General features: G+C 42.1%; 15 protein-coding genes and 1 pseudogene. 7 read left to right on the forward strand and 9 right to left on the reverse strand.

What is annotated here, in order from left to right; all coding sequences use genetic code 11:
- Positions 1 to 15 precede the first annotated feature (15 nt).
- The 4 genes from KFB94_06130 (at position 16) to KFB94_06145 (ending at position 2,809) form a co-directional block, all read left to right on the forward strand.
- Positions 16 to 798: a thiazole synthase gene (locus KFB94_06130; protein QVL44887.1), complete on the forward strand. Its 783-nt coding sequence runs from the start codon at positions 16 to 18 to the stop codon at positions 796 to 798.
- The gene (gene apaG, locus KFB94_06135; GenBank protein QVL44888.1) at positions 798 to 1,175 is read left to right on the forward strand and encodes a Co2+/Mg2+ efflux protein ApaG; all 378 of its coding nucleotides are present in this window, start codon (positions 798 to 800) and stop codon (positions 1,173 to 1,175) included. Before KFB94_06130 ends, apaG begins: the two co-directional genes overlap by 1 nt.
- An 18-nt stretch (positions 1,176 to 1,193) precedes the next feature.
- Positions 1,194 to 2,432 carry a murein transglycosylase A gene (locus KFB94_06140; protein ID QVL44889.1) on the forward strand — a complete coding sequence of 413 codons (1,239 nt, stop codon included), beginning with the start codon at positions 1,194 to 1,196 and terminating at the stop codon, positions 2,430 to 2,432.
- Between the two features lie 71 nt (positions 2,433 to 2,503).
- The gene (locus KFB94_06145; protein ID QVL44890.1) at positions 2,504 to 2,809 is read left to right on the forward strand and encodes a hypothetical protein; all 306 of its coding nucleotides are present in this window, start codon (positions 2,504 to 2,506) and stop codon (positions 2,807 to 2,809) included.
- A 610-nt stretch (positions 2,810 to 3,419) separates the two neighbouring features.
- On the opposite strand, the gene pqqA is transcribed toward KFB94_06145, so the two are convergent.
- The 9 genes from pqqA to KFB94_06190 all read right to left on the reverse strand — a co-directional run bounded on the left by pqqA (position 3,420) and on the right by KFB94_06190 (position 15,181).
- A complete protein-coding gene (gene pqqA / locus KFB94_06150) occupies positions 3,420 to 3,491 on the reverse strand; it encodes a pyrroloquinoline quinone precursor peptide PqqA (protein QVL46588.1) in 72 nt (23 codons plus the stop codon).
- Between the two features lie 124 nt (positions 3,492 to 3,615).
- Complete coding sequence (locus KFB94_06155) at positions 3,616 to 5,862, reverse strand: hypothetical protein (protein QVL44891.1); 2,247 nt, start codon at positions 5,860 to 5,862, stop codon at positions 3,616 to 3,618.
- A 123-nt stretch (positions 5,863 to 5,985) separates the two neighbouring features.
- Entirely contained in the window at positions 5,986 to 7,314 is a 1,329-nt protein-coding gene (locus KFB94_06160) for an MFS transporter (protein ID QVL44892.1), read from the reverse strand.
- 173 nt (positions 7,315 to 7,487) lie between these two features.
- Positions 7,488 to 9,230, reverse strand: coding sequence for a TolC family protein (locus KFB94_06165; protein QVL46589.1), 1,743 nt, complete (start codon positions 9,228 to 9,230; stop codon positions 7,488 to 7,490).
- A gap of 23 nt (positions 9,231 to 9,253) precedes the next feature.
- Complete coding sequence (locus tag KFB94_06170; GenBank protein ID QVL44893.1) at positions 9,254 to 10,525, reverse strand: HlyD family efflux transporter periplasmic adaptor subunit; 1,272 nt, start codon at positions 10,523 to 10,525, stop codon at positions 9,254 to 9,256.
- Positions 10,526 to 10,529: 4 nt separating this feature from the next.
- Positions 10,530 to 12,176: an ATP-binding cassette domain-containing protein gene (locus KFB94_06175; GenBank protein ID QVL44894.1), complete on the reverse strand. Its 1,647-nt coding sequence runs from the start codon at positions 12,174 to 12,176 to the stop codon at positions 10,530 to 10,532.
- Positions 12,177 to 12,372: 196 nt separating this feature from the next.
- Complete coding sequence (gene amt / locus KFB94_06180; protein QVL44895.1) at positions 12,373 to 13,830, reverse strand: ammonium transporter; 1,458 nt, start codon at positions 13,828 to 13,830, stop codon at positions 12,373 to 12,375.
- 11 nt (positions 13,831 to 13,841) lie between these two features.
- Positions 13,842 to 14,180 carry a P-II family nitrogen regulator gene (gene glnK / locus KFB94_06185; protein QVL44896.1) on the reverse strand — a complete coding sequence of 113 codons (339 nt, stop codon included), beginning with the start codon at positions 14,178 to 14,180 and terminating at the stop codon, positions 13,842 to 13,844.
- A gap of 65 nt (positions 14,181 to 14,245) precedes the next feature.
- Complete coding sequence (locus tag KFB94_06190; GenBank protein ID QVL44897.1) at positions 14,246 to 15,181, reverse strand: TorF family putative porin; 936 nt, start codon at positions 15,179 to 15,181, stop codon at positions 14,246 to 14,248.
- 189 nt (positions 15,182 to 15,370) lie between these two features.
- On the opposite strand from KFB94_06190, the gene KFB94_06195 reads away from it, so the two are divergent.
- The 3 genes and pseudogenes from KFB94_06195 to metH all read left to right on the forward strand — a co-directional run bounded on the left by KFB94_06195 (position 15,371) and on the right by metH (position 20,982).
- Complete coding sequence (locus tag KFB94_06195) at positions 15,371 to 15,610, forward strand: accessory factor UbiK family protein (GenBank protein ID QVL44898.1); 240 nt, start codon at positions 15,371 to 15,373, stop codon at positions 15,608 to 15,610.
- 43 nt (positions 15,611 to 15,653) lie between these two features.
- Positions 15,654 to 17,156: pseudogene (locus KFB94_06200) on the forward strand (YifB family Mg chelatase-like AAA ATPase).
- Between the two features lie 52 nt (positions 17,157 to 17,208).
- Positions 17,209 to 20,982 carry a methionine synthase gene (metH, locus tag KFB94_06205; GenBank protein QVL44899.1) on the forward strand — a complete coding sequence of 1,258 codons (3,774 nt, stop codon included), beginning with the start codon at positions 17,209 to 17,211 and terminating at the stop codon, positions 20,980 to 20,982.
- Positions 20,983 to 20,984: the final 2 nt, after the last annotated feature.

Below are 20,984 nucleotides of genomic sequence, written 5' to 3' on the forward strand. Positions count from 1 at the left end.
GGATAGAAAATAAATATGACAGATCAGTTAGTAATTGCAGGAAAGACCTATGGTTCACGGCTGTTAGTGGGCACAGGTAAGTATCAAGATTTTCAAGAGACGCGCGCGGCGATTGATGCCAGTGGTGCACAGATAGTGACGGTAGCCATCCGTCGAACCAATATAGGCCAAACCGTGGGTGAGCCATCGCTATTGGATTACTTGCCACCAGAAGAGTTTACCTATTTACCTAATACTGCAGGCTGTTATACGGCAGATGATGCAGTGCGTACATTGCGCTTAGCGCGCGAATTGTTGGATGGACATAACTTGGTTAAATTAGAAGTATTAGGCGACCCTAACACCTTATATCCTAATGTGATTGAAACCATTGCTGCCGCTAAAACGCTGGTCAAAGAAGGCTTTGATGTCATGGTTTATACGTCAGACGATCCGATTATTGCAAAACAACTAGAAGACATTGGCTGTTGTGCGGTTATGCCTTTAGCGTCATTAATTGGTTCCGGTATGGGCATTTTGAACCCATGGAATCTAGAAATCATCATCGATAATGCAAGTGTGCCTGTGCTGGTGGATGCCGGTGTTGGTACAGCGAGTGATGCGGCGATTGCCATGGAATTAGGTTGTGCTGGAATTTTAATGAATACGGCAATTGCAAGCGCCAATCAACCCATATTAATGGCATCGGCAATGAAAAAAGCAGTTGAAGCTGGTCGAGAAGCTTATTTGGCAGGTCGTATGGCTAAAAAGTTATACATGGCAAGCCCAAGTTCACCAACGACAGGGATGATAGCTTAATGACAACACAATATCGATTTTCCGTTCAAGTAGAAACGGCGTATTTAGAGGACCAGTCTAGCGAAGAAGATAACCGTTATGCTTTTGCTTATACCGTCACGATTATCAATACCGGTAGCGTGGCGGCGCAACTGATTAGCCGTCACTGGATCATTACTGATGCAGATAATCACCTGCAAGAAGTAAAAGGCTTAGGCGTCATTGGTGAGCAACCTTTGCTTCAGGCTGGTGAGACATTTACTTATATCAGTGGCACCGTGCTCAATACCCCAGTAGGCCAGATGCATGGTAGCTATCAAATTGTTGCGGTTGATGGTACATCATTCGAGGCAACGATTGCGCCCTTTACCCTTGCAGCCCCAAGAGTGCTTCACTAATAAAGTGTTTGATTGACTATGCAAAAAATAAGCTTATTTATATGCGTGATGTTGATGACAGTCGCTTGCTCAAAACAAGCCGTAAAACCAGCACCTACTCCTGCCGATAAAGCGCGCGTTGAAAAGCCAGTAACTGAAAAGCCTGCGTCTGAACAGCCAACCACTGATCAACAGCAACACGTCACGCCAACAGAGGAGATTGCACAATATACCTTGCTAAAACCAGCCAACTGGCAAGATTTAGATGGTCTGTTGCAAGATAATGTGACTGATGCATGGCCAGCTTGGCTGCAAAGCTGTATGCGCTTGGGTAAAAAAGAGCACTGGAAAGCCGCATGCGACACCGCACAATTAATGAAACAGCCAAATAATGCGGCGATTATTGATTATTTTTCAAATTACTTTGATGTTTATCGCGCTTACAACGAAGATGGCACCTCAACTGGCACAATAACTGGATACTACCAACCGCTTTTAAATGGCAGCAAAACGCAGTCAACACAATATCCTTATCCCTTGTATCGTGAGCCAGCAGATTTAATCACGGTTGAATTGGCCGAGGCTTATCCTGAGCTAAAATTTAAACGAATAAGAGGTAAGCTCGAAGGTAAAAAGTTGGTGCCCTATCGCACACGGGCAGAAATTGATACCAAGCCGTCACCATTAGCGGGTGATGAATTATTTTGGATAGACGACATCATTGATGTGTTCTTTTTGCAAATACAAGGCTCAGGCGTCGTGCAATTAGACAATGGCGAGCAAGTGCAAGTGGGCTATGCCAACCAAAATGGCTATCCTTATAAATCAATTGGACGCCTTTTGGTAGAACAAGGTGAGCTCACCTTAGATAAAGCTTCCATGCAAGGTATTAAAAATTGGGCGCGTAATCATCCAGATAAGTTACAGCATTTGCTCAATAGCAATCCCAGCTATGTGTTTTTTAGAGAGTTACCAGCAGGTTTGCCTGGACCATTAGGCGCATTAAACGTGCCGATTTTCGCAGAGCGAAGCGTTGCCATCGACCCAAAATTTATTCCGTTAGGCGCGCCCATTTTCTTATCCACCACAGAACCAAACAGCAACAAACCACTCAAGCGCTTAATGTTGGCACAAGATACCGGTGGTGCGATTCGCGGTGGCGTCAGAGCTGATTTCTTTTGGGGTGCGGGTGATGCGGCTGGCGCTAAGGCAGGGTCGATGAAACAACAGGGCGAGATTTGGGTGTTGTTGCCTAAGGGGTTTGTGGTTGGGGAGTAGGTATGAATGGCTTCTTATTTGCAGTTCGATAGATAGAGATAATTCGTTTATTTAGCGTTAGGTAACGATATATGGAAGAAAAATATATATATTACCAAGAGTCAATCACTTGCTTAAACAGAGCATTGAGAACCATCTGTGAACTGGAAGCTATCCCACCAGGAACTCAAGTTTGGGCTATGGCGTATAGAATGACAATTATCGAATACTGTAAGCCGTTTAAAAAATCTCGAGGAATAATTACTGCGAAACTCAAAATGCTAGAACCTCAGTTTAGTTCAGAAATGAAAGAGATTCATGACAAGCTTATATCTTTAAGGGATACAGTTTTAGCTCATTCAGATTTAGGGTCGATTGATGCAAAAATTGTGTACTGAGAGAAAAATCAGCCACTCATAATAAAAAATGCATTACCGAATTTTCTCAGTCTAACTAAATATCAAAGAAATGATTGAGTTTGTATTAGATGATTTTTATGGCAAAGAGGCAGACTATGCGCCTAAATCTACTCCGGTAGATTAGCGTAGCGCTATCCGCCGGTTGAGTATTGATTAACTATTCACCAAGTCGGGGGTAGCCCGACAGCTAGTCACTTTTCACAACCGACTTACCGCTTGAGCGGTTAGCGAGGTTGGGGACGCCCCTTGCGGGTGCTATAACGTATTTGGTTCACAAGGTATCTCTTTTAAGTAGCCTTCCTTTTCGCCTTTAGGCGAGTTACTTTCTTTTGCTTGTGCCAAAGAAAGTAACCAAAGAAACACACACCCTGCTATCAAGCCCTTCGGGTCCCTTGCGTTGCTCAACAAAATAAGCGACTGCGGAACTCGCCCTAACAGACCACACAAATCATGGTCTGTCGCGGTGCTCAAACAGTCCTCGCCTTCATCTTATTTTGTTTGCGCTACTCAGCTTGATAAAGGGGGATTTAAGAACCTCAAAAATTAAAGGCGCCATTGGCGCCTTTAATTTAATACATAAAAACAAAAATTACTTGTTCATTACGTACATTGTAACTTCAAAACCGAAACGCATTTCAGTAGCTGCTGGTGTTGTCCACATAGTAATTCTCCTTTTGTTTAAATTCGTAAGCTATTGCATTACGTAGGAAAGATATTACTGCTAGGCTAAAAAAACACCGTGTCTAATCTACTTAAAAGCAAGTCATGATTTTCATTAGATTGTGTTAACTGCTAGCTTTGATGCGTTTGATGAGTTTGTTGATGCCTTTGCGACCGATGGTGCGTTTCAGTTTGACTTTACAGTCGTAGGCTAAGAAAGCCATTTTTGCTGAGCGATCAAACTGTTTGCCATTTAATCCCAAATAAATTTGCATAAAGCGTTCACGTCCTGCTTGATGCAGTTTATGACAAGCGCGAACAAGATCGGCCAGCCTGTATTGCATGGGGAATGGTGATGTTTCTAGTGCACGAAGTCGTGCGGTATCAATTAACGAAAAGTGGAGTTGGTTATGCTCATCTTGTTTAACCAAAATATTACCACCCGAAAAGTCTCTAAAGAAAATAAATCGTCCGTGCATGATGTGACAAAATTGCGCAAATTGTTTGTAGACTTCTTCAGGTGTTAACCCATGGTATGTCTGTTCACCTCGTGCAAAAGCAGCAAATATTTCACCAATACTGAAGTGGGACTCTACGTGTTCGCAAATATAAAAATTTTGCTTGAGCGTGTTATCGCCCACTTTTTCGAAGTAGGCGATTGGTTGTGCGGTACCGATACCGCGTCTTAATAACTCAATTGCACCATTCCAGCTGCGTCTGGCTTTGCTCGGTTTAAAACGATCAAGTAATGTTTTGTGTGGATACATTTTGATAGGCTGTTTAACAGTCAGTTTGGCCTGTGCGTTTCTAGGGTCTTGGATTGCCCAAATAGCATTACGGGCATGACGCAATGATTGTGATTTATCCGGCGCAGTCAGCTTGTCTGGGTGCAGCCCGTCTATCAGTTGTTTGGCTTGGTTAGCATCGTTTGCTAACACTAAACCGCTCCAGCCATCTTGGTTGAATCTAAAATATTGTAAATTGTGTATGTGAGGATACATAGCGACATGATGCGCCACACTTGGTTTTGCTAGAACGGTAATGTTGTCGTTTGCTTCCCAACATAAATAAATAGGTGATTCGGAAATAAATTCGTTATTTCTGTTTAGCGGACTTCCATCACGATCTAGTATTTTTGCAGATTTTAACGACGCCTCACTGTAGATGTCAGCAAGATAAGCCACTTTACCGTTTGTTGTCCAGGCGATATGATATTGGATATTGCCTTGGGTAAAATGGTGAATTTCTAAATGTTTACCGTTGGCAATGGCGGCTTGATAGCGCGCACCATTAAATTTTTTAACCAGGGTTTGCATGGCATCAAAACTAGGATGTCGCTTGTATTGCGCTAATTCACCATCTGCTGATTGATAATGGCTGATGCGCTCTAACTGCGGATACTCAGCGTCGGTTAAGCCATCGTTGATTAGCCCTTCACGATGACAGATTAGCGCACCCCAGTTGGCATGTTGTAAGGCGCCTGAAGCAGCTAATAAGGTGAAATAGCGTGTTAAATAATCTGCTTGCTTTTGTTCACCATCTGGCAGGATGCGTTTAATACGATAAATCGCCCAAAATGCGGCGGACGAGATCGTTTGCGCAACGCCAAAATCATGTCCGATTTTTTGCAATAGACGTGCTTTTTTGATCAAATTGAATTTGAATACCCGTGTCCAAATATATTTAAAAACACGATGGTCATTGCGTTCTGGCTCTATTACGCGTTCTACAAATAGATTGTCGGTATGTATATCGGGTAATTGGTTTTTAGCTTGTAAGATCTTGAGTAGACTAATGTTATACATGGGTTCAAAATCTTGGACGTTAGGGCCTAGTAAGGGTATGTTGTACGATTTAATGGCTTTATAGGCAATCTCCCAAGCAATTAAAAAGCCATGAATGTGATAGCCTGCCCAGCGCTTGCGATTAATGGTGTTGCCAATTTCTATTTGTTTAATCGATGCACCATATCGGTTGAGTACTGTGGTTAAAAATTGCTGCCAGTGTGTTTGTTCCTGCTGTTCATGCATATTTTTTGCGGCATCAAACGGTGCGATTAGATGTAAGGTAATTTCAAACCCTTCTGTGATGAGTCTTTGTAAAAAACGCGCATTGAAGCTATCCAAATCATGGTAAGTAAAATCTAGCCGCACATGCTCAATACCTAATACTTTCAATTGATGAATGATATAACTATCTGTTTCGATATTGGCGTTTGAAGCGACGCAAATACCTAAAAAATTGTTCGGAATAACATGGCCATTAGCTGGTGGTAAGTGTGCGTTGCGAAGGTAAAAGCCACCTTTTAGCAGATATACCAAGGTGTTTAGCAGCATTTGCTTGATAAATGGCGCATGTTGTTTTGTTGTCATTTCACGGGCCTTTGTAAGTGATTAAAATGAGGCGTGACGGACGAAGTGGGTGTTGATTTCATCTTTGACTGAAGCAATTAAATAACCATTATAAATGTGAAATGATAAAACATGGAGTCTGCCTTATTTGTGCTTACGAATACAAGTCCAAGCTAAAAACCGTGATAAAAAAACCGGTTGACGCATGCACAGGATAATCATGAAGATGGCGCTTAACATGGAGGTGACTAAAAACAATTGTGGAATGTTAAAACCCAGGCTAAAAATACAGAGTGAAAATAAGGCAGAAACCACCATAAATAAGGCATTCATTATATTGTTGGCTGCAATAATTCTAGATTGGTGACTTTTTTCTAATGGGCATTGAATAAAGGTATATAAGGGAACAATGTAGAAACCGCCAAATATACCAATCAATAGTATATCTAATAGCAAATGCAGATGCGTGAAACTGGACAGAAAATACAGATAAGAATGCGCTATTGTGGGCGCTATTGCGGTTGAAACGTGCGTGCTAGTCGCATATAAATCAATACCAAATAGGGTAATACCAATGCCACCAAACAGTACAAGTCCAAGTTCAATGCGGTGATTTGATAGTTTTTCACATAAGAGTGAGCCAATGCCGATACCCATTGAAAAAACAGACAGCATTAAAATAAAGACACTCTCATCACCGTAAAGGGTGAGTTTTGCAAAGTTGGGCAATTGTGCCAGTAAAGTAGCGCCAAAAAACCAAAACCAAGAAATGCCAATAATAGCTAACCAAAGAGATTGACGTTGCCAAACAAATGTTAGATTACAGACGGTTTCTCTAAATAGGTGCCAGTTGATGGCTAGTTTAGGATCGACGGCAGCCGTGGCTGGCACGCTGCGGCTGCACCAGTAACCTATCATGGCTAATGTAATAATAGATAGACTAATGTTGAATTCGCGATGACTGTGCATGGCGAGCCAAGCACCTAATATTTGACCTAATAGAATAGCAATAAAGGTGCCTGTTTCGATCATACCATTACCGCCTAATAGCTCATCTTCATGCAATTGTTGTGGTAGATAGGCGTATTTAACTGGCCCAAAAAGTGCTGATTGCGCACCCATCATAAAGAGTGTACTAGCCAGCAAAAGCATGCTGTGCATCAAAAATCCAATACTGGCAATCAACATGATGATGATTTCACATGCTTTTACTATTCGGATGAGTTGTGATTTTTCAAATTTGTCGGCAATTTGCCCAGCAGTGGCCGAAAATAAAAAGAAGGGGAGGATAAATAAGCCCGGCAGAAGCGTGGCCATCGTTGTTGCGTCTATGCTGGTGAGTTGGTTGGTACGAAAAACAACCAAGGTAATCAATGCCGTTTTAAAGACATTGTCGTTAAAAGCGCCTAAGAATTGGGTCAAGAATAATGCCCTAAACCGTTGCGCTTTAAATAGTTGGAATTGATTACTCATGGATTAGTTGTATAAAGCGAATTGCCTGTCAGCCTATGGTTCCTATAGCGAAGCAGTTTATCATCCCTAGCCCATCTTGTTTAAGCCATTCACAGTTTTGGAGAAATCAATGAGGTGCTTCAAAGGTGGCAAGTGCATTTAAGACGAGCATCGATTAATGCCGTTGCAATGCACTATTGAAAGTTGATTTTACTATAGCCGAGCAATGTGCCTGTCGCAAAAGCGGTATCGATTAATGCTGTTTGATAATCACTAATCGCCCGAATTTCTTTTATTTGCGCATCTCCCAAGCGCGTTAATGCTTCTAATACTTCTGTCATGGTTCTGAGACCTTCATTGAACTGCTTCAGCTCGGCCTCATAGTTAATACCAGCAATTAAGACTTGTTGTCTGGCGGCTAATATACGTTGCCAGTCTTGGTCTACTTTATCTAAAGCGTCATAAATTTCTCTTTTGACTGTGAGTGTTTGCAACGCTTTTGTTGTCAGTCGTTGTAATCGCTGTTGAACAGCATTTTCTAGTTTTGCTTTTCTTGCCTCATTTGTGAACGGCATTTCAAACTTAAACCCAATTGACCAATCACTGAAGTTGCCGTCAAGCACATTGCGATAGGTATTGTTGAAACTATTCGTGGTATTAGACAGCGCGCCATATTGATAATCTAAGGTAAACAGAGGTAGCGTTTGGTTTTCTAAATAATTAATATTGATGGCATCAGCAGCCAATTTCACTTCTTGTTGTAGTAACTCGAGACGATTAGACAAAGCATCTTGTAACAACTGATTTCTATTGAATTGGTACTTGACTAAACTAGGTTGTGTTTTCGGAATGATAATCTGTTCGGTCGTTTCGTTGATATCATTGGTAAAAAAATGAATTTGCCGCTGCGCTAATTTTAAATTTGTTTCTGCAATAATCAATGCTTCCATTCTGTCAGCAACACCAATTTCTGCACGATTGATTTCTATTGTAGCGGTTAACCCTTCATTTACTCTGCGTTTCACCATCTCTAAATTTTGATTAGCGTATTCGTATTGTTGACGGCGAATATCTAAATTACCCCATGCTTCATACAGCTCCCAGTAGGCTTTATCAATGATGGCCACAATACGCATGCTTTGTAAGCGTGTTTTAACGTCTTCTTCTTGCCTATTTAAGCTGGCGATATTGATGCTCGCTTCATTGACGCGGACGCCAGCATTTCTTAACAACGGCTGGCTGAATGAAAATTGTAAGGCGCTACGGTACTCTTTACTATCTGTTAGGCCTTCACTCATCTTTCTTTGTAGCGGAGAACTCAATGTAACCGTACCGCCCGTCCTGAGTGGCACCATCACACCAGCTTCTGCATCAAGATATCTTGATTGTTGCTCTAGCACATTTAATTTAACATTTTGATTATTTAACGCAGGGTCGCTGGCCGTAAACTTAACACTATCAGATGAAAAGCCCGGCAAGTCTGTTTCAACCAGTTTTGCATAAGCAAAAATAATATTATCAAATTTGGCTTCTTCCTCTCTCACGATAGTTTGGGCAAGGGTTGGTTGAAAATTGATGATTTTAATTTCTAAGTTATTCATCAGCGCTTTTTGCCTGATATCTGCAATAGAAACAAATTGACCACTTTCTTTGAGTAAATTTGGATTGATGCCATCAGGGTTGTCTGGACGATCAAAAGGGATGAGTGCCTTTTGTATATCAATGGTCAGTGGCTTTGTTTGCTGGATTACTTTTTTTTGTTTTTCAATTTCAGATTGCAAACTAGTTGGCGGCTCAATACTATAAGTTTCTGGCGAAAAAGTATTGTCAGTGCTCAACTGTTTATCAACACGTAATTGCACTGCTTTATTTGCAGCTAAGGCAATGTTAGTCTGTGCAAAAAAAAATAGCGCTAATAAGCATATGATGACGTTCATCGTTGACAACATGCGGATTATCATCATTTCTTAATCAATACTTCTTCTTGTGGAATACGCGGTGGGAATCCATTTAATATACGCCAAATTTCGTAACCAATCGTCACTCTGTCTAGCAGGATCCAACCTTTAGCACTAATGCCTTGTTTTAGAAATCTAGCAGATGGCCATTCACTAGTAGAGGGCACTATCATGACACGAAAATTGCCGCTACCATTATCCGTTGGGTCAACAAAAGCGACTTTACCTGGAAATGTACCAAAGCCTATATTAGACCAACCCGCAACCTGTATCGCTGGCCATCCCTCAAATTCAAGGCGCACCTCGCTACCTTTGACAATTAACGGCGCATCTCGACCATCAACCCACAACTCAACTGAGCGCTCTTCTGTGTCAGGCAAAATGACCAATAGCGGTTGTCCTTGTGAAATAACCTGTGATTGAGAGTTAACTGGCAACCTATAAATCGTGCCATCTCTTGGTGCGACAATGCGCTGCATACTTTGGCGAGATAAGCTCACTTCAGAACTGGCAAGACTATTTTGGCTATCGGCCAACTCGCCTTTGATTTTATTAATGACACCATTATTTGATTCTAGTGTCGCCTGAGTGTCAGCTTTAATTTGCTCAATTTCTACTTTTGCAGATTGCGCTTCTGCCTTGGCTGATTGGTATTGCGCGCGCGCACTATTTAAATTGCGGGTTGCAATAATATGGTCTCGTTCTGCCACCTCAACATCGCGTTTAGATACGAGACCATCTTGCAATAGACGTTGCAAGCGATTGATTTGTTGCGTTGCAGCATCTACAGTTGCTTCTGATGCGCTGATAGCCTCTGAAGCGGCTAAGATTTTTTGGTTTGCAACATCTAATTTGAATTGTGATGATGCAATTCTAGCATCTTGAGAGTTGAGCAGATTCTGTTGTTGTATTTGATATGTTTTAAGTTCTTGTTCTTTTGCTAATAATTTATCTTTTAAGTTATCGCGTTGATACTCTAATCGATCTTTAAATTGTGCATCAATATCACTAATCTCAATTAATACATCGCCCTTCTTCACTTTTGTGCCCTCTTGCACATGCCATTTGGTAATGACGCCCCCAACGGGTGCATCAATTGTTTGCGTTCGCTCAGCTGGCGAATAAGCAGTTACTTTGCCAAGTGCGGTGACGTTTTGTTGCCAAGGCAAAAATAAAGTCAGAAAGGGGAATACGAAAAAAAACATAGCGAGATACTTAATTGACTTCTCTACCCTAGCAGGGGTTTTTGCCAAATGTAAACTGTTAGATGTCATACGATTAACCCACATCCAAATTTAAGTTTAATGTGTTATCAAACTGGTCAGCAATACGCGCAATTCTTGTCGTAACAATCAGCAACCAATTTTCTTGATGTTGTTTAAGAAGAGTAAGGATTGTATCAAGCTCTTCAGCTGTCAGTGCGTCTAGCAAGCCATCAATAATGAGTATATCTGGTTCACCAATTACTGCCCTAGCTAACATCAACCTTTGCATTTGTGTGGTTGATAGCGGGGCGCCAAAAGCAGTAAGCTTGGTATCGATACCATTTTCGAGTTTCGCAAAATCATTACTTAAGCCTAAAGTATCTAGCACTTGATGAATTCGATTGATAGGAATGTCTCTGCCAAGCGTTAAGTTGTCGAGTATAGAGCCATCAATGATTTCTATTTTATTCGCTAAACCAATTTTACTTCTGTATGGATTTAATTTAAGTTGTCTTAAATCGATGCCATTGACATGAATAAAACCTTTATCGGGTGAGCGAAGGCCGGTAAGCAATGCTACCAGTGCCGACTTTCCTGAGCCAGAAGCACCCAGTATGGACAGGCTCTGACCTCTAGACAATTGAAGAGTAATATCTTCCATCAGAGGCATTTTTGGGGTGAAAGAAAAGGCAACCCCTTCAAGATTAACATCACGATACTGATTATCCTCGGGAATGAATGTCCCCGTCGATTCTTGAGGGAAGTCATGCAAAATGCCTAATTTATCAAGCGCTGTCAACATGTCATAGTAGTATTGAAGTTGCTTAATTAATCTAAGAAATGCAGCTAATACCCCAAAAATAATGAGCTCAGCAGCAACAAATTGACCTAAGTTAATTTGACCTTGAATCACCAAAGCGCCACCTAACATCAGCATGGCTGTTCCAATAACGGCATATAAAGTAACGCCGCCAATATTTTGGAATAATAATATTTGATAGTGATTAAAGCGCTTAATCAGATGTTCAGTAGCAAGTGCGTCCGTTTGATCGTGCGTGCGCTTTTCTGTATGAAAAAACTTAAATAAATACACATTTCTTGCGATGGTTTCTAGCCAATCAACCATCTTGTATTTGGCTTGCGACTCTTCAATAGCTGTTGGTAATCCATTCTTGCCAAGTAGCCATATAATCACGAATAAAAATGCCAGCATTGAAATAATAATAATTAAAAAATACATGCTATAAAACATTAATATAAAGCTACCAATCAAACCTTGTAGCAAAGCGGTTAAGCCAACAGTTAATAAGACAGCAGCAGATTTTTGTAAATTAACGATATCAAAAAACCTGTTCATCAGTTCAACAGGGTTGTGATTATCATACAATTGAATTTTAACGCCTTGCGCATTTTTACCCACATCAAGCGCGTTTCTGATAAATAGTCGTCGTTGTATGAGTTCAACAACATATCCTTCTAAAACATAGAGAATGCCAGACAGAACCAATAGAACAAATAAAATAAAAGAGATAATGTATAAGGGCTGTAAGACGCCACCCATAGTGACGATATTAACGAGCGATTGAACTGCGACGGGAGTAGCAATACCCAACAAGCCATAGCCAAAGGTTAGTATCGCTAAGAAGTAAATATCATTACGCTCGAGTTTGATAACATCAAAGAGTCGTTCTATTGGACTCTTATTATTAAAGCCAGCCATTGTAAGTTTGAATAATCCCATTAAGCACTGAGTGCTTTATTTAATGTTGCTTGCGTAAAGGCCGCGCGTTAGCCATGATAATGGTCAATGCTTTCGGCATAAAGTTCCGTACTAATCTCAATTAATGTCAATAATCCCAAAAAAGCCTCTTATAAAGAGGCTTTTTTAAGACATTCAAACTTATTATACTACTAAGTTATAGCATGTATGCACGTTCACCGTGTGAAGAAGTATCAAGACCTTCACGTTCAGCTTCCTCAGATACACGCAGACCAATCACCATGTCTACAATTTTGTAGCTAATATAAGCAGCAATGCCTGACCATATTATGGTAATGATCACGCCTTCACCTTGAATCATCACTTGTGAGGCAATAGAAAAGTCATCACCACCAGTGCCACCAAGGCTAGGGGCAGTAAACACGCCAGTTAATAATGCACCGACAATACCACCTACACCGTGAACACCAAATACATCAAGTGAGTCATCGGCGCCTAACATTTTTTTCAAGCCAGTCACGCCCCACAAGCATAAGAAGCCGCCGGCAAAGCCGATAATAATCGCACCCATCGGTCCGACTGATCCGCATGCAGGTGTGATAGCAACCAAGCCAGCAACAGCACCAGACGCAGCGCCAAGCATAGAAGCTTTACCTTTGGTTAGCGACTCACCGAGAGACCATGCTAATACAGCTGCAGCAGTTGCGAATAGGGTATTAATAAAAGCCAAGCCAGCACCGCCAGTTGCTTCTAAGTTAGAGCCAGCGTTGAAGCCGAACCAACCTACCCATAGTAATGAAGCGCCCACCATTGTCATGGTTAATGAGTGTGGTGTAAATGCTTCCTTACCGTAACCAATACGCTTGCCAACCATATAAGCGCCAACTAAACCCGCAATAGCAGCATTAATATGTACTACTGTTCCGCCAGCAAAGTCTAATGCACCTTTGTCAAGCAGATAGCCACCCGTACCCCAAACCATGTGTGCGATTGGAATATAGCTGATGGTGAACCAAATTAAAGAGAATAATAACACTGCACTAAACTTCATGCGCTCTGCAAATGAGCCAACAATCAATGCGCAAGTAATGCCAGCAAAGGTGCATTGGAAAGCGATAAAAATCATTTCTGGAATCATTACGCCGTCAGTAAAAGTAGCAGCAAGAGAGTCCATCGTTACGCCTGATAAAAACACTTTACCAAAGTCGCCAACAATCAGACCTTCGCCGCTGCCGAATGTTAAGCTATAGCCATAGATTGCCCACGCAACTGAAATGAGTGAGAAAACAACCAATACCTGCATCAAAACAGAAAGCATATTTTTGCTACGCACCAAACCACCATAAAATAATGCTAGGCCTGGTACTATCATTAAGATAACAAGTATGGTGGCTACCATCATCCAAGCCGTGTCGCCTTTGTCTACAGTTGGCGCAACCTCTTCCGTTGGCGCTGCTTCAGCAATAGCAATTTCTTCTGAAGCTTCTTCAGCCGGTGCGGCCTCGTCTAACATTGTTTCTGCTGTTTCAACCATTTCGGTCATTGCTTCAGTTGCTTCTGCTATGTCATCTTCAGCATAGCTAAGGCTACTGGTTGCAATTGCACCTGCGCCCATAAAGGCAACAAGTGATAATATTGATAATAATTTTTTCATTGGATTACCCCTTATAGTGCTTCAGTGCCAGTTTCACCAGTACGAATACGGTAAACTTGCTCTAAGTTAAAGACGAAAATTTTGCCGTCACCAATCTTGCCAGTAGCAGCTGCTTTTTCAATCGCATCAACCACTTGATCTAAAATTTCATCTGAAATAGCAATTTCGATTTTAACTTTAGGCAGGAAATCGACTACATATTCTGCACCGCGGTAAAGCTCTGTATGACCCTTCTGACGGCCGAAGCCTTTAACTTCTGTGACGGTGATTCCTTGAACGCCAATAGCAGACAAAGACTCACGCACCTCATCAAGCTTAAACGGCTTGATTATTGCGGATATAAATTTCATATTTTTCCCTTTCGTTGACAAGAAGGTACTTAGCATCAAGTACCTTTTACTAAAAAACGTATTATTTAAAATGCACGGCTTACTGTGAATGTGAAGCGGTCATCCGTTAAGTCTGCTGTTTCTGTACGGCCGTTAAAGCTAGAGCCACCCCAGCCATCTGCCTGCCAATAACCTGTATCGTTTGCACCAACATAAGCGAGTTCAGCAGCCCATCCTTCAGAGCCGGCTAGCGAAAAAGACTTAGATACAGCAACTTTGTAATCAGTGTAGTCAGGATTAGCTTCGCCGTTATACGCTAAATAAACAGCATTTGTGTCCGCAATTTTAGTCGATACGTTTAAGTGGCCAATGTGACCAATTAAAGCCCAGCCATTACCAAATGGGTATTCAGCATTTAATTCGACGTAAGTAGTGAATCTTGAGTCATCATCATACCCAGTATCGGTGTCTAAACCAAAGTAATCACCCAATGTAGTTGAAACTTGTGCACTGAAGTAGCTATATGAAAGCCCAAAGTTTGCTTCATAAGTGTTCCAAGAATCATTTGATGCCGTTGTTACGCCATCAGCTTTATAACAGCCAGGTGATCCACCAAATTGACAATCTCCCCAGCTACCACCTGGATAAGTATAAGCAATCACACCAACAGAGTAACCAATACCTGTCTTGCCAATTTCACCGCCGTAACCAGCATAGTAGTCAATTTCTAATGAAGCGTCTGGAAAGGTGTTTGGTGAAACGTTGGATGCCCAAATGCCAGCAGAAAAGCCGCTGCTGTGGGCTACATCAAAACCGCCTTGTAATGCGGGTTTATGGAAATTTTGTGAAATACCACGAACATAGTAATCAGAAGTGAAGGCAACATTAGAGCTGAACGCCCAATCAGATTCAGCTGATGCAGCAGCAGGCGCGGCTTCAACAACCGGTGCCTCATCTGCAAATGATAATGTTGATACACTCAATGTACTTAATATAGCCAATGATAGTAGCGATTTACGCATTTTAATCCCCTTATTAATTAATAAAATAGCTGCAACGGTATTTAAAAAAATACTTTAGTTATTAAGCAAAGGCTGTGCCAGATAAAAATATTATCAATATCAATTGCTTAGTGAGAGTAAGTGGCTAGCCAACATTGATTAATGCGAGGAAAAGCTGGTAAACTATTCTAAATTAAAGGGCAATTAAACATGATCACGTCGCAAGTGTTAAATGATTTATCAATTAAAATCAAAGAGATAATTAAAAGTTCTCCATTAGAAGATGTCGATAAAAACCTCCATGCACTAATTCAGGGCGTGCTCACCAAAATGGCGCTTGTTTCGCGAGAAGAGTTTGATGTGCAAACCGAAGTATTGCGACATACACGAGAGCAGTTAAAGTTATGTGAAGAAAAACTGGTTGAGTTAGAATCGTTGTTAAAAAAATAAACAAGTAATAACCCATCATAATAACCAAGAAAAATAATAATAAATGAACCTTGCTGTCCTATACAGCCGTGCCTTGAGTGGCATGGATGCGCCTGAAGTCGTGGTTGAAGTCCATCTAGCCAATGGCTTACCTACATTTACCATTGTTGGCTTGCCAGAAGCTGAAGTTAAAGAAAGTAAAGACCGTGTTCGCGCTGCCATCCAAACCGCTCAGTTTGAGTTTCCTGCAAGAAGAATTACCGTTAATCTTGCTCCAGCCGACTTGCCTAAGGAAAGTGGGCGCTACGATTTGCCCATTGCCTTGGGTATCTTGGCGGCTAGTGGTCAGATTCCTGCATACAAGCTCAATCAATATGAAATTGCAGGTGAATTAGCATTAACAGGTTAATTGCGGCCTGTTCGTGGTGCATTAGCCATGACGTATCACATGGTGAATAAAGTGGCGGGCCAACAGCGAGCCTTTATACTGCCTAAACAAAGTGCTGAAGAGGCAAGCTTGGTGAAAGGCGCCACTATTTATCCAGCCAATAGTCTCTTAGCTGTTTGTGCGCATCTTACCGGCCATACAAAGATAAGCGCTTATCAGAGTCAATTAGAAGAACAACGAATTGCTTACCCAGATTTTAATGAGGTAAAAGGGCAAAGCCAAGCAAAGCGTGCCTTGGAAATCGCCGCCGCAGGCGGGCACAGCGTATTAATGAGCGGTCCGCCCGGTACTGGAAAAAGTATGTTGGTATCAAGGTTTGTGAGTATCTTGCCGCAGATGACAGAAAGTGAAGCACTGGAAAGTGCAGCCATTCAATCCTTAAGTGGTCGTTACAAGATGAGCGATTGGAAGCGTAGAAATGTTCGATCGCCGCATCATACCGCTTCAGGTGTTGCATTGGTGGGTGGTGGCAGTGTGCCAAGACCTGGAGAAATTTCATTGGCGCATCATGGTGTTTTATTCTTAGATGAGCTGCCAGAATTTGATCGCAAGGTATTAGAAGTGTTGCGCGAGCCATTAGAAAACGGACTCATTACTATTTCACGCGCAGCGAGACAGGCTGACTTCCCCGCACAGCTTCAATTGCTTGATGCCATGAACCCTTGTCCATGTGGTTATTTTGGGCACTTTAAAAATAAGTGCCGCTGCACACCTGATCAAATTGCACGGTATAAAGCGAAAATTTCAGGGCCGTTGTTAGATCGTATTGATATGATTATTCAAGTAGCCGCACTGAAAGAGGAGGAGTTGACTGGTGCAAGTGTTGCAGAAAATAGCCTCACCATCCGAGCTCGAGTAGATCGTGCACGTGCCCTGCAACTCATGCGCCAGGGCAAAACCAATGCGGAGCTTGGTACGCAAGAAATTGAAACTTTTTGTCAACCTGACAATGTTGGCCTTACCTTACTAAAAACAGCGATAACAACGTTAAATTTATCTGCTAGAGCGTACCACCGCATTCTAAAACTAGCACGCACCATTGCCGATATGGCGGATGAATCAGCTATTCAATCAACCCATATCGCTGAGGCGATACAGTATAGAAGGAGTGATGGTTAATTGATTGCACTTTGCATGTTAAAATGATGGATTATTCATTTTATTATCTGCTATGAGCCAAAACGACATTTCACCAGTAGAAGCGCAACTTCGCGCACTGCTAAAAGAACGCATTCTGATTTTGGATGGTGCGATGGGCACTATGATTCAGCAGTATAAACTAACAGAAGCTGACTATCGGGGTGAGCGTTTTAAAGCCTTTAGCGCGCCAGCAGGTGAGCGCGAGTTGTTTGTCAAAGGCAATAATGAGTTGCTATCATTAACCCAGCCACAGGTGATTCAAGAGATTCACGAGCAATATCTTGCAGCGGGTGCTGACATTATTGAAACCAATACTTTTGGTGCTACCAGCGTTGCGCAAGATGATTATCACATGGCCGAGCTGGTTTATGAAATGAACGTCGTTTCTGCCAAACTGGCTAAAACTGCTTGTGAAAAATATAGTACACCAGATAAACCGCGCTTTGTTGCAGGCACATTAGGGCCAACACCAAAAACAGCCAGCATTTCGCCAGATGTAAACGACCCAGCAGTGCGTAATGTGACGTTTGATCAGTTGGTAGCCGCTTATTTAGAACAAACACGTGCTTTGGTTGAAGGTGGCGCAGATATTCTAATGGTCGAAACCATTTTTGATACGCTCAATTGTAAAGCAGCATTATTTGCAATTGATACCTTCTTTGAAGAAGTGGGTTATAAAATGCCATTGATGATTTCTGGCACAGTAACCGATGCATCGGGTCGTATTTTATCAGGCCAAACGGTTACCGCGTTCTGGCATTCGGTGCGTCATGCAAAACCACTCACTATTGGACTCAACTGTGCATTGGGCGCAACGTTAATGCGTCCATATGCAGAAGAGCTGTCTAAGGTAGCCGATACTTTTATTTGCATCTATCCCAACGCTGGATTGCCAAATCCAATGAGCGATACAGGTTTTGATGAAACGCCAGATGTGACTTCTAGCTTAGTCAAAGAGTTTGCAAATAGTGGATTTATCAATATTGCCGGTGGTTGCTGTGGCACCACACCGCCACATATTAATGCTATTTATAACGCGATTAAAGATTGTCCGCCTCGACAAATACCATCAAAAGCGCCTGTTACCAAATTGGCGGGCTTAGAACCTTTTATTATTGATGATGATTCTTTATATGTAAATGTTGGTGAGCGAACAAATGTGACTGGCTCAAAAGCCTTTGCCCGATTGATTATTAACGAGCAATACGATGAGGCGTTGAGTGTGGCGCGCCAGCAGGTAGAGAATGGTGCTCAAATCATTGATATCAATATGGATGAAGGCATGCTAGATGCAGTCAAAGCCATGACGCACTTTTTAAATCTTGTGGCTTCGGAGCCTGATATTGCTCGCGTACCGATTATGCTAGATTCTTCTAAATGGACGGTGATTGAAGCTGGCTTGAAGTGTGTGCAAGGCAAAGCCATTGTCAATTCCATCTCGATGAAAGAAGGAGAGGCAGAGTTTTTACGTCAAGCAAGCTTATGTCGTCGTTACGGCGCGGCTGTTATTGTGATGGCGTTTGATGAAAAAGGCCAAGCTGATACTTTTGAACGTAAAACAGAGATATGTAAGCGCGCTTATGACTTGCTAGTTGCCAATGATTTTCCACCCGAAGATATTATTTTTGACCCAAATATTTTTGCGATTGCTACCGGTATTGAAGAGCATAATAATTATGCTGTTGATTTTATTGAAGCAACGCGTTGGATTAAACAACACTTACCACATGCCAAGATTTCTGGCGGCGTATCTAATGTGAGTTTCAGCTTCCGTGGCAATAATCCCGCCCGCGAGGCAATTCATACTGTATTCCTATATCACGCCATTAAAGCTGGTATGACAATGGGGATTGTCAATGCCGGCATGATGGGCGTTTATGATGATTTGCCCGCTGAGCTCAAAGAGCGTGTTGAAGATGTGGTACTGAATCGGCGAGATGATGCAACAGAACGTATGATTGAAATCGCAGGCACTTTGGTGGCAAGCGATAAAAAAGAAAGTACGACCTTGGAATGGCGCGGTACAACTGAGCAGCCTGTGCCAGTGGAAAAACGACTGAGCTACGCCATGGTGCATGGTATTACTGAATTTATTATCGAAGATACCGAAGAAGCCCGACTTGCAATTGCGGCGAAAAATGGCCTGCCGATTCAAGTGATTGAAGGCCCGCTGATGGATGGTATGAATGTTGTTGGGGATTTATTCGGCCAAGGCAAAATGTTTTTACCACAAGTGGTGAAATCAGCGCGGGTGATGAAGGCGGCAGTAGCGCATTTAATTCCGTTTATCGAAGCAGAAAAAGTTGCTGAAGAGGCGCGTACAGGTGTTGTAGCCAAGCCAAAAGGTAAGGTCGTGATTGCAACAGTCAAAGGTGACGTGCACGATATTGGTAAAAATATTGTGAGTGTGGTGTTGCAATGTAACAATTTTGAAGTAGTGAATATGGGTGTTATGGTCCCTGCAGCTGAGATTTTAGCCATGGCAAAAGCTGAAAATGCCGATATCATTGGCTTGAGCGGTTTGATTACACCATCGCTAGAAGAGATGACGTATATCGCCAAAGAAATGCAGCGCGATCCCCACTTTAGCGGTTTAAAAACGCCATTGTTAATTGGTGGTGCAACCACTTCACGGGCACATACAGCGGTTAAAATTGCCCCGCATTATGATGGTCCTGTGGTTTATGTGCCCGATGCTTCACGTTCTGTATCTGTGATGCAAAACCTGCTAACACCAGAAACGCGTGGCGCTTATTTGGCTGAGATACAAGCGGATTACGAAAAAGCACGTCTGCAGCATGCTAACAAAAAAGGTGTGCCCATGCTGACAATTGCACAAGCGCGGGCTAATAAAGCGAAATTAAGTTTTACAGGCCACAACGCACCAGTCAAACCAAAGTTTATTGGTCGCCGGGTATTTAAAAATATTGATTTAAATCTCATTGCCCAATATATCGATTGGGGACCTTTCTTCCAAACATGGGATTTGGCAGGTGCTTATCCCGCAATATTAAAGGATGAGGTGGTTGGCGAGGCGGCAACTAAAGTCTTCACAGAAGCAAAAGAAATGTTGAAAAAATTGATTGATGGTCGTTGGCTTGTAGCTAATGGCGTGATTGCATTGATGCCAGCAAACAGCATCGGTGACGACGATATTGAAATTTATACTGATGACACCCGTCGCGACGTTGCTTTTACCTATTATGGCATGCGTCAACAAACACAAAAGCCAGTGATTGATGGTGTACCACGTCCAAACCAGTGCTTAGCCGATTTTGTTGCACCAAAAGGTGAGGCAGAAGATTATATTGGTTTGTTTGCGGTAACTGGCGGTTTGGGTATAGACAAAATCGCTAAACACTTCAGAGACGCAAGTGATGATTACAGCGGCATCATGTTCCAATCACTCGCTGATCGCTTAGCTGAAGCTTTTGCAGAATATATGCATGAGCGGATTAGAACTGATTTGTGGGGTTATGCGCCGAATGAGCATTTAGATACGGAAGCATTAATCAAAGAAGAGTATCAAGGTATCCGTCCTGCGCCTGGTTATCCAGCCTGTCCAGATCACACTGTTAAAACCGATATGTTTAAGTTATTACAATGTGATGAAATTGGCATGCAACTGACGGAAAGTTTTGCCATGATGCCAGCCGCTGCTGTGAGTGGTTTCTATTTTGCGCATCCAGAAAGCAAATATTTTAGCGTTGATAAAATTGGAACAGACCAACTAGAAGACATGGCAAAGCGGCGCGGTGTGTCGATAGAATATTTAGCGCGTTGGCTTTCCCCTAATTTATCGTGAGT

The sequence above is a fragment of the Methylophilaceae bacterium genome, from assembly GCA_018398995.1.
Classification (GTDB): Bacteria; Pseudomonadota; Gammaproteobacteria; order Burkholderiales; family Methylophilaceae.

Bases quoted from the DNA above. Each gene is read 5' to 3' on its own strand.
- amt (QVL44895.1), bottom strand. From the start codon at position 13,830: ATGAAAAAATTATTATCAATATTATCACTTGTTGCCTTTATGGGCGCA.
- KFB94_06155 (QVL44891.1), bottom strand. From the start codon at position 5,862: ATGACAACAAAACAACATGCGCCATTTATCAAGCAAATGCTGCTAAAC.
- glnK (QVL44896.1), bottom strand. From the start codon at position 14,180: ATGAAATTTATATCCGCAATAATCAAGCCGTTTAAGCTTGATGAGGTG.
- KFB94_06195 (QVL44898.1), top strand. From the start codon at position 15,371: ATGATCACGTCGCAAGTGTTAAATGATTTATCAATTAAAATCAAAGAG.
- KFB94_06130 (QVL44887.1), top strand. From the start codon at position 16: ATGACAGATCAGTTAGTAATTGCAGGAAAGACCTATGGTTCACGGCTG.
- metH (QVL44899.1), top strand. From the start codon at position 17,209: ATGAGCCAAAACGACATTTCACCAGTAGAAGCGCAACTTCGCGCACTG.
- apaG (QVL44888.1), top strand. From the start codon at position 798: ATGACAACACAATATCGATTTTCCGTTCAAGTAGAAACGGCGTATTTA.
- KFB94_06165 (QVL46589.1), bottom strand. From the start codon at position 9,230: ATGAACGTCATCATATGCTTATTAGCGCTATTTTTTTTTGCACAGACT.
- KFB94_06160 (QVL44892.1), bottom strand. From the start codon at position 7,314: ATGAGTAATCAATTCCAACTATTTAAAGCGCAACGGTTTAGGGCATTA.
- KFB94_06170 (QVL44893.1), bottom strand. From the start codon at position 10,525: ATGACATCTAACAGTTTACATTTGGCAAAAACCCCTGCTAGGGTAGAG.
- KFB94_06190 (QVL44897.1), bottom strand. From the start codon at position 15,181: ATGCGTAAATCGCTACTATCATTGGCTATATTAAGTACATTGAGTGTA.
- KFB94_06140 (QVL44889.1), top strand. From the start codon at position 1,194: ATGCAAAAAATAAGCTTATTTATATGCGTGATGTTGATGACAGTCGCT.
- KFB94_06145 (QVL44890.1), top strand. From the start codon at position 2,504: ATGGAAGAAAAATATATATATTACCAAGAGTCAATCACTTGCTTAAAC.
- KFB94_06175 (QVL44894.1), bottom strand. From the start codon at position 12,176: ATGGCTGGCTTTAATAATAAGAGTCCAATAGAACGACTCTTTGATGTT.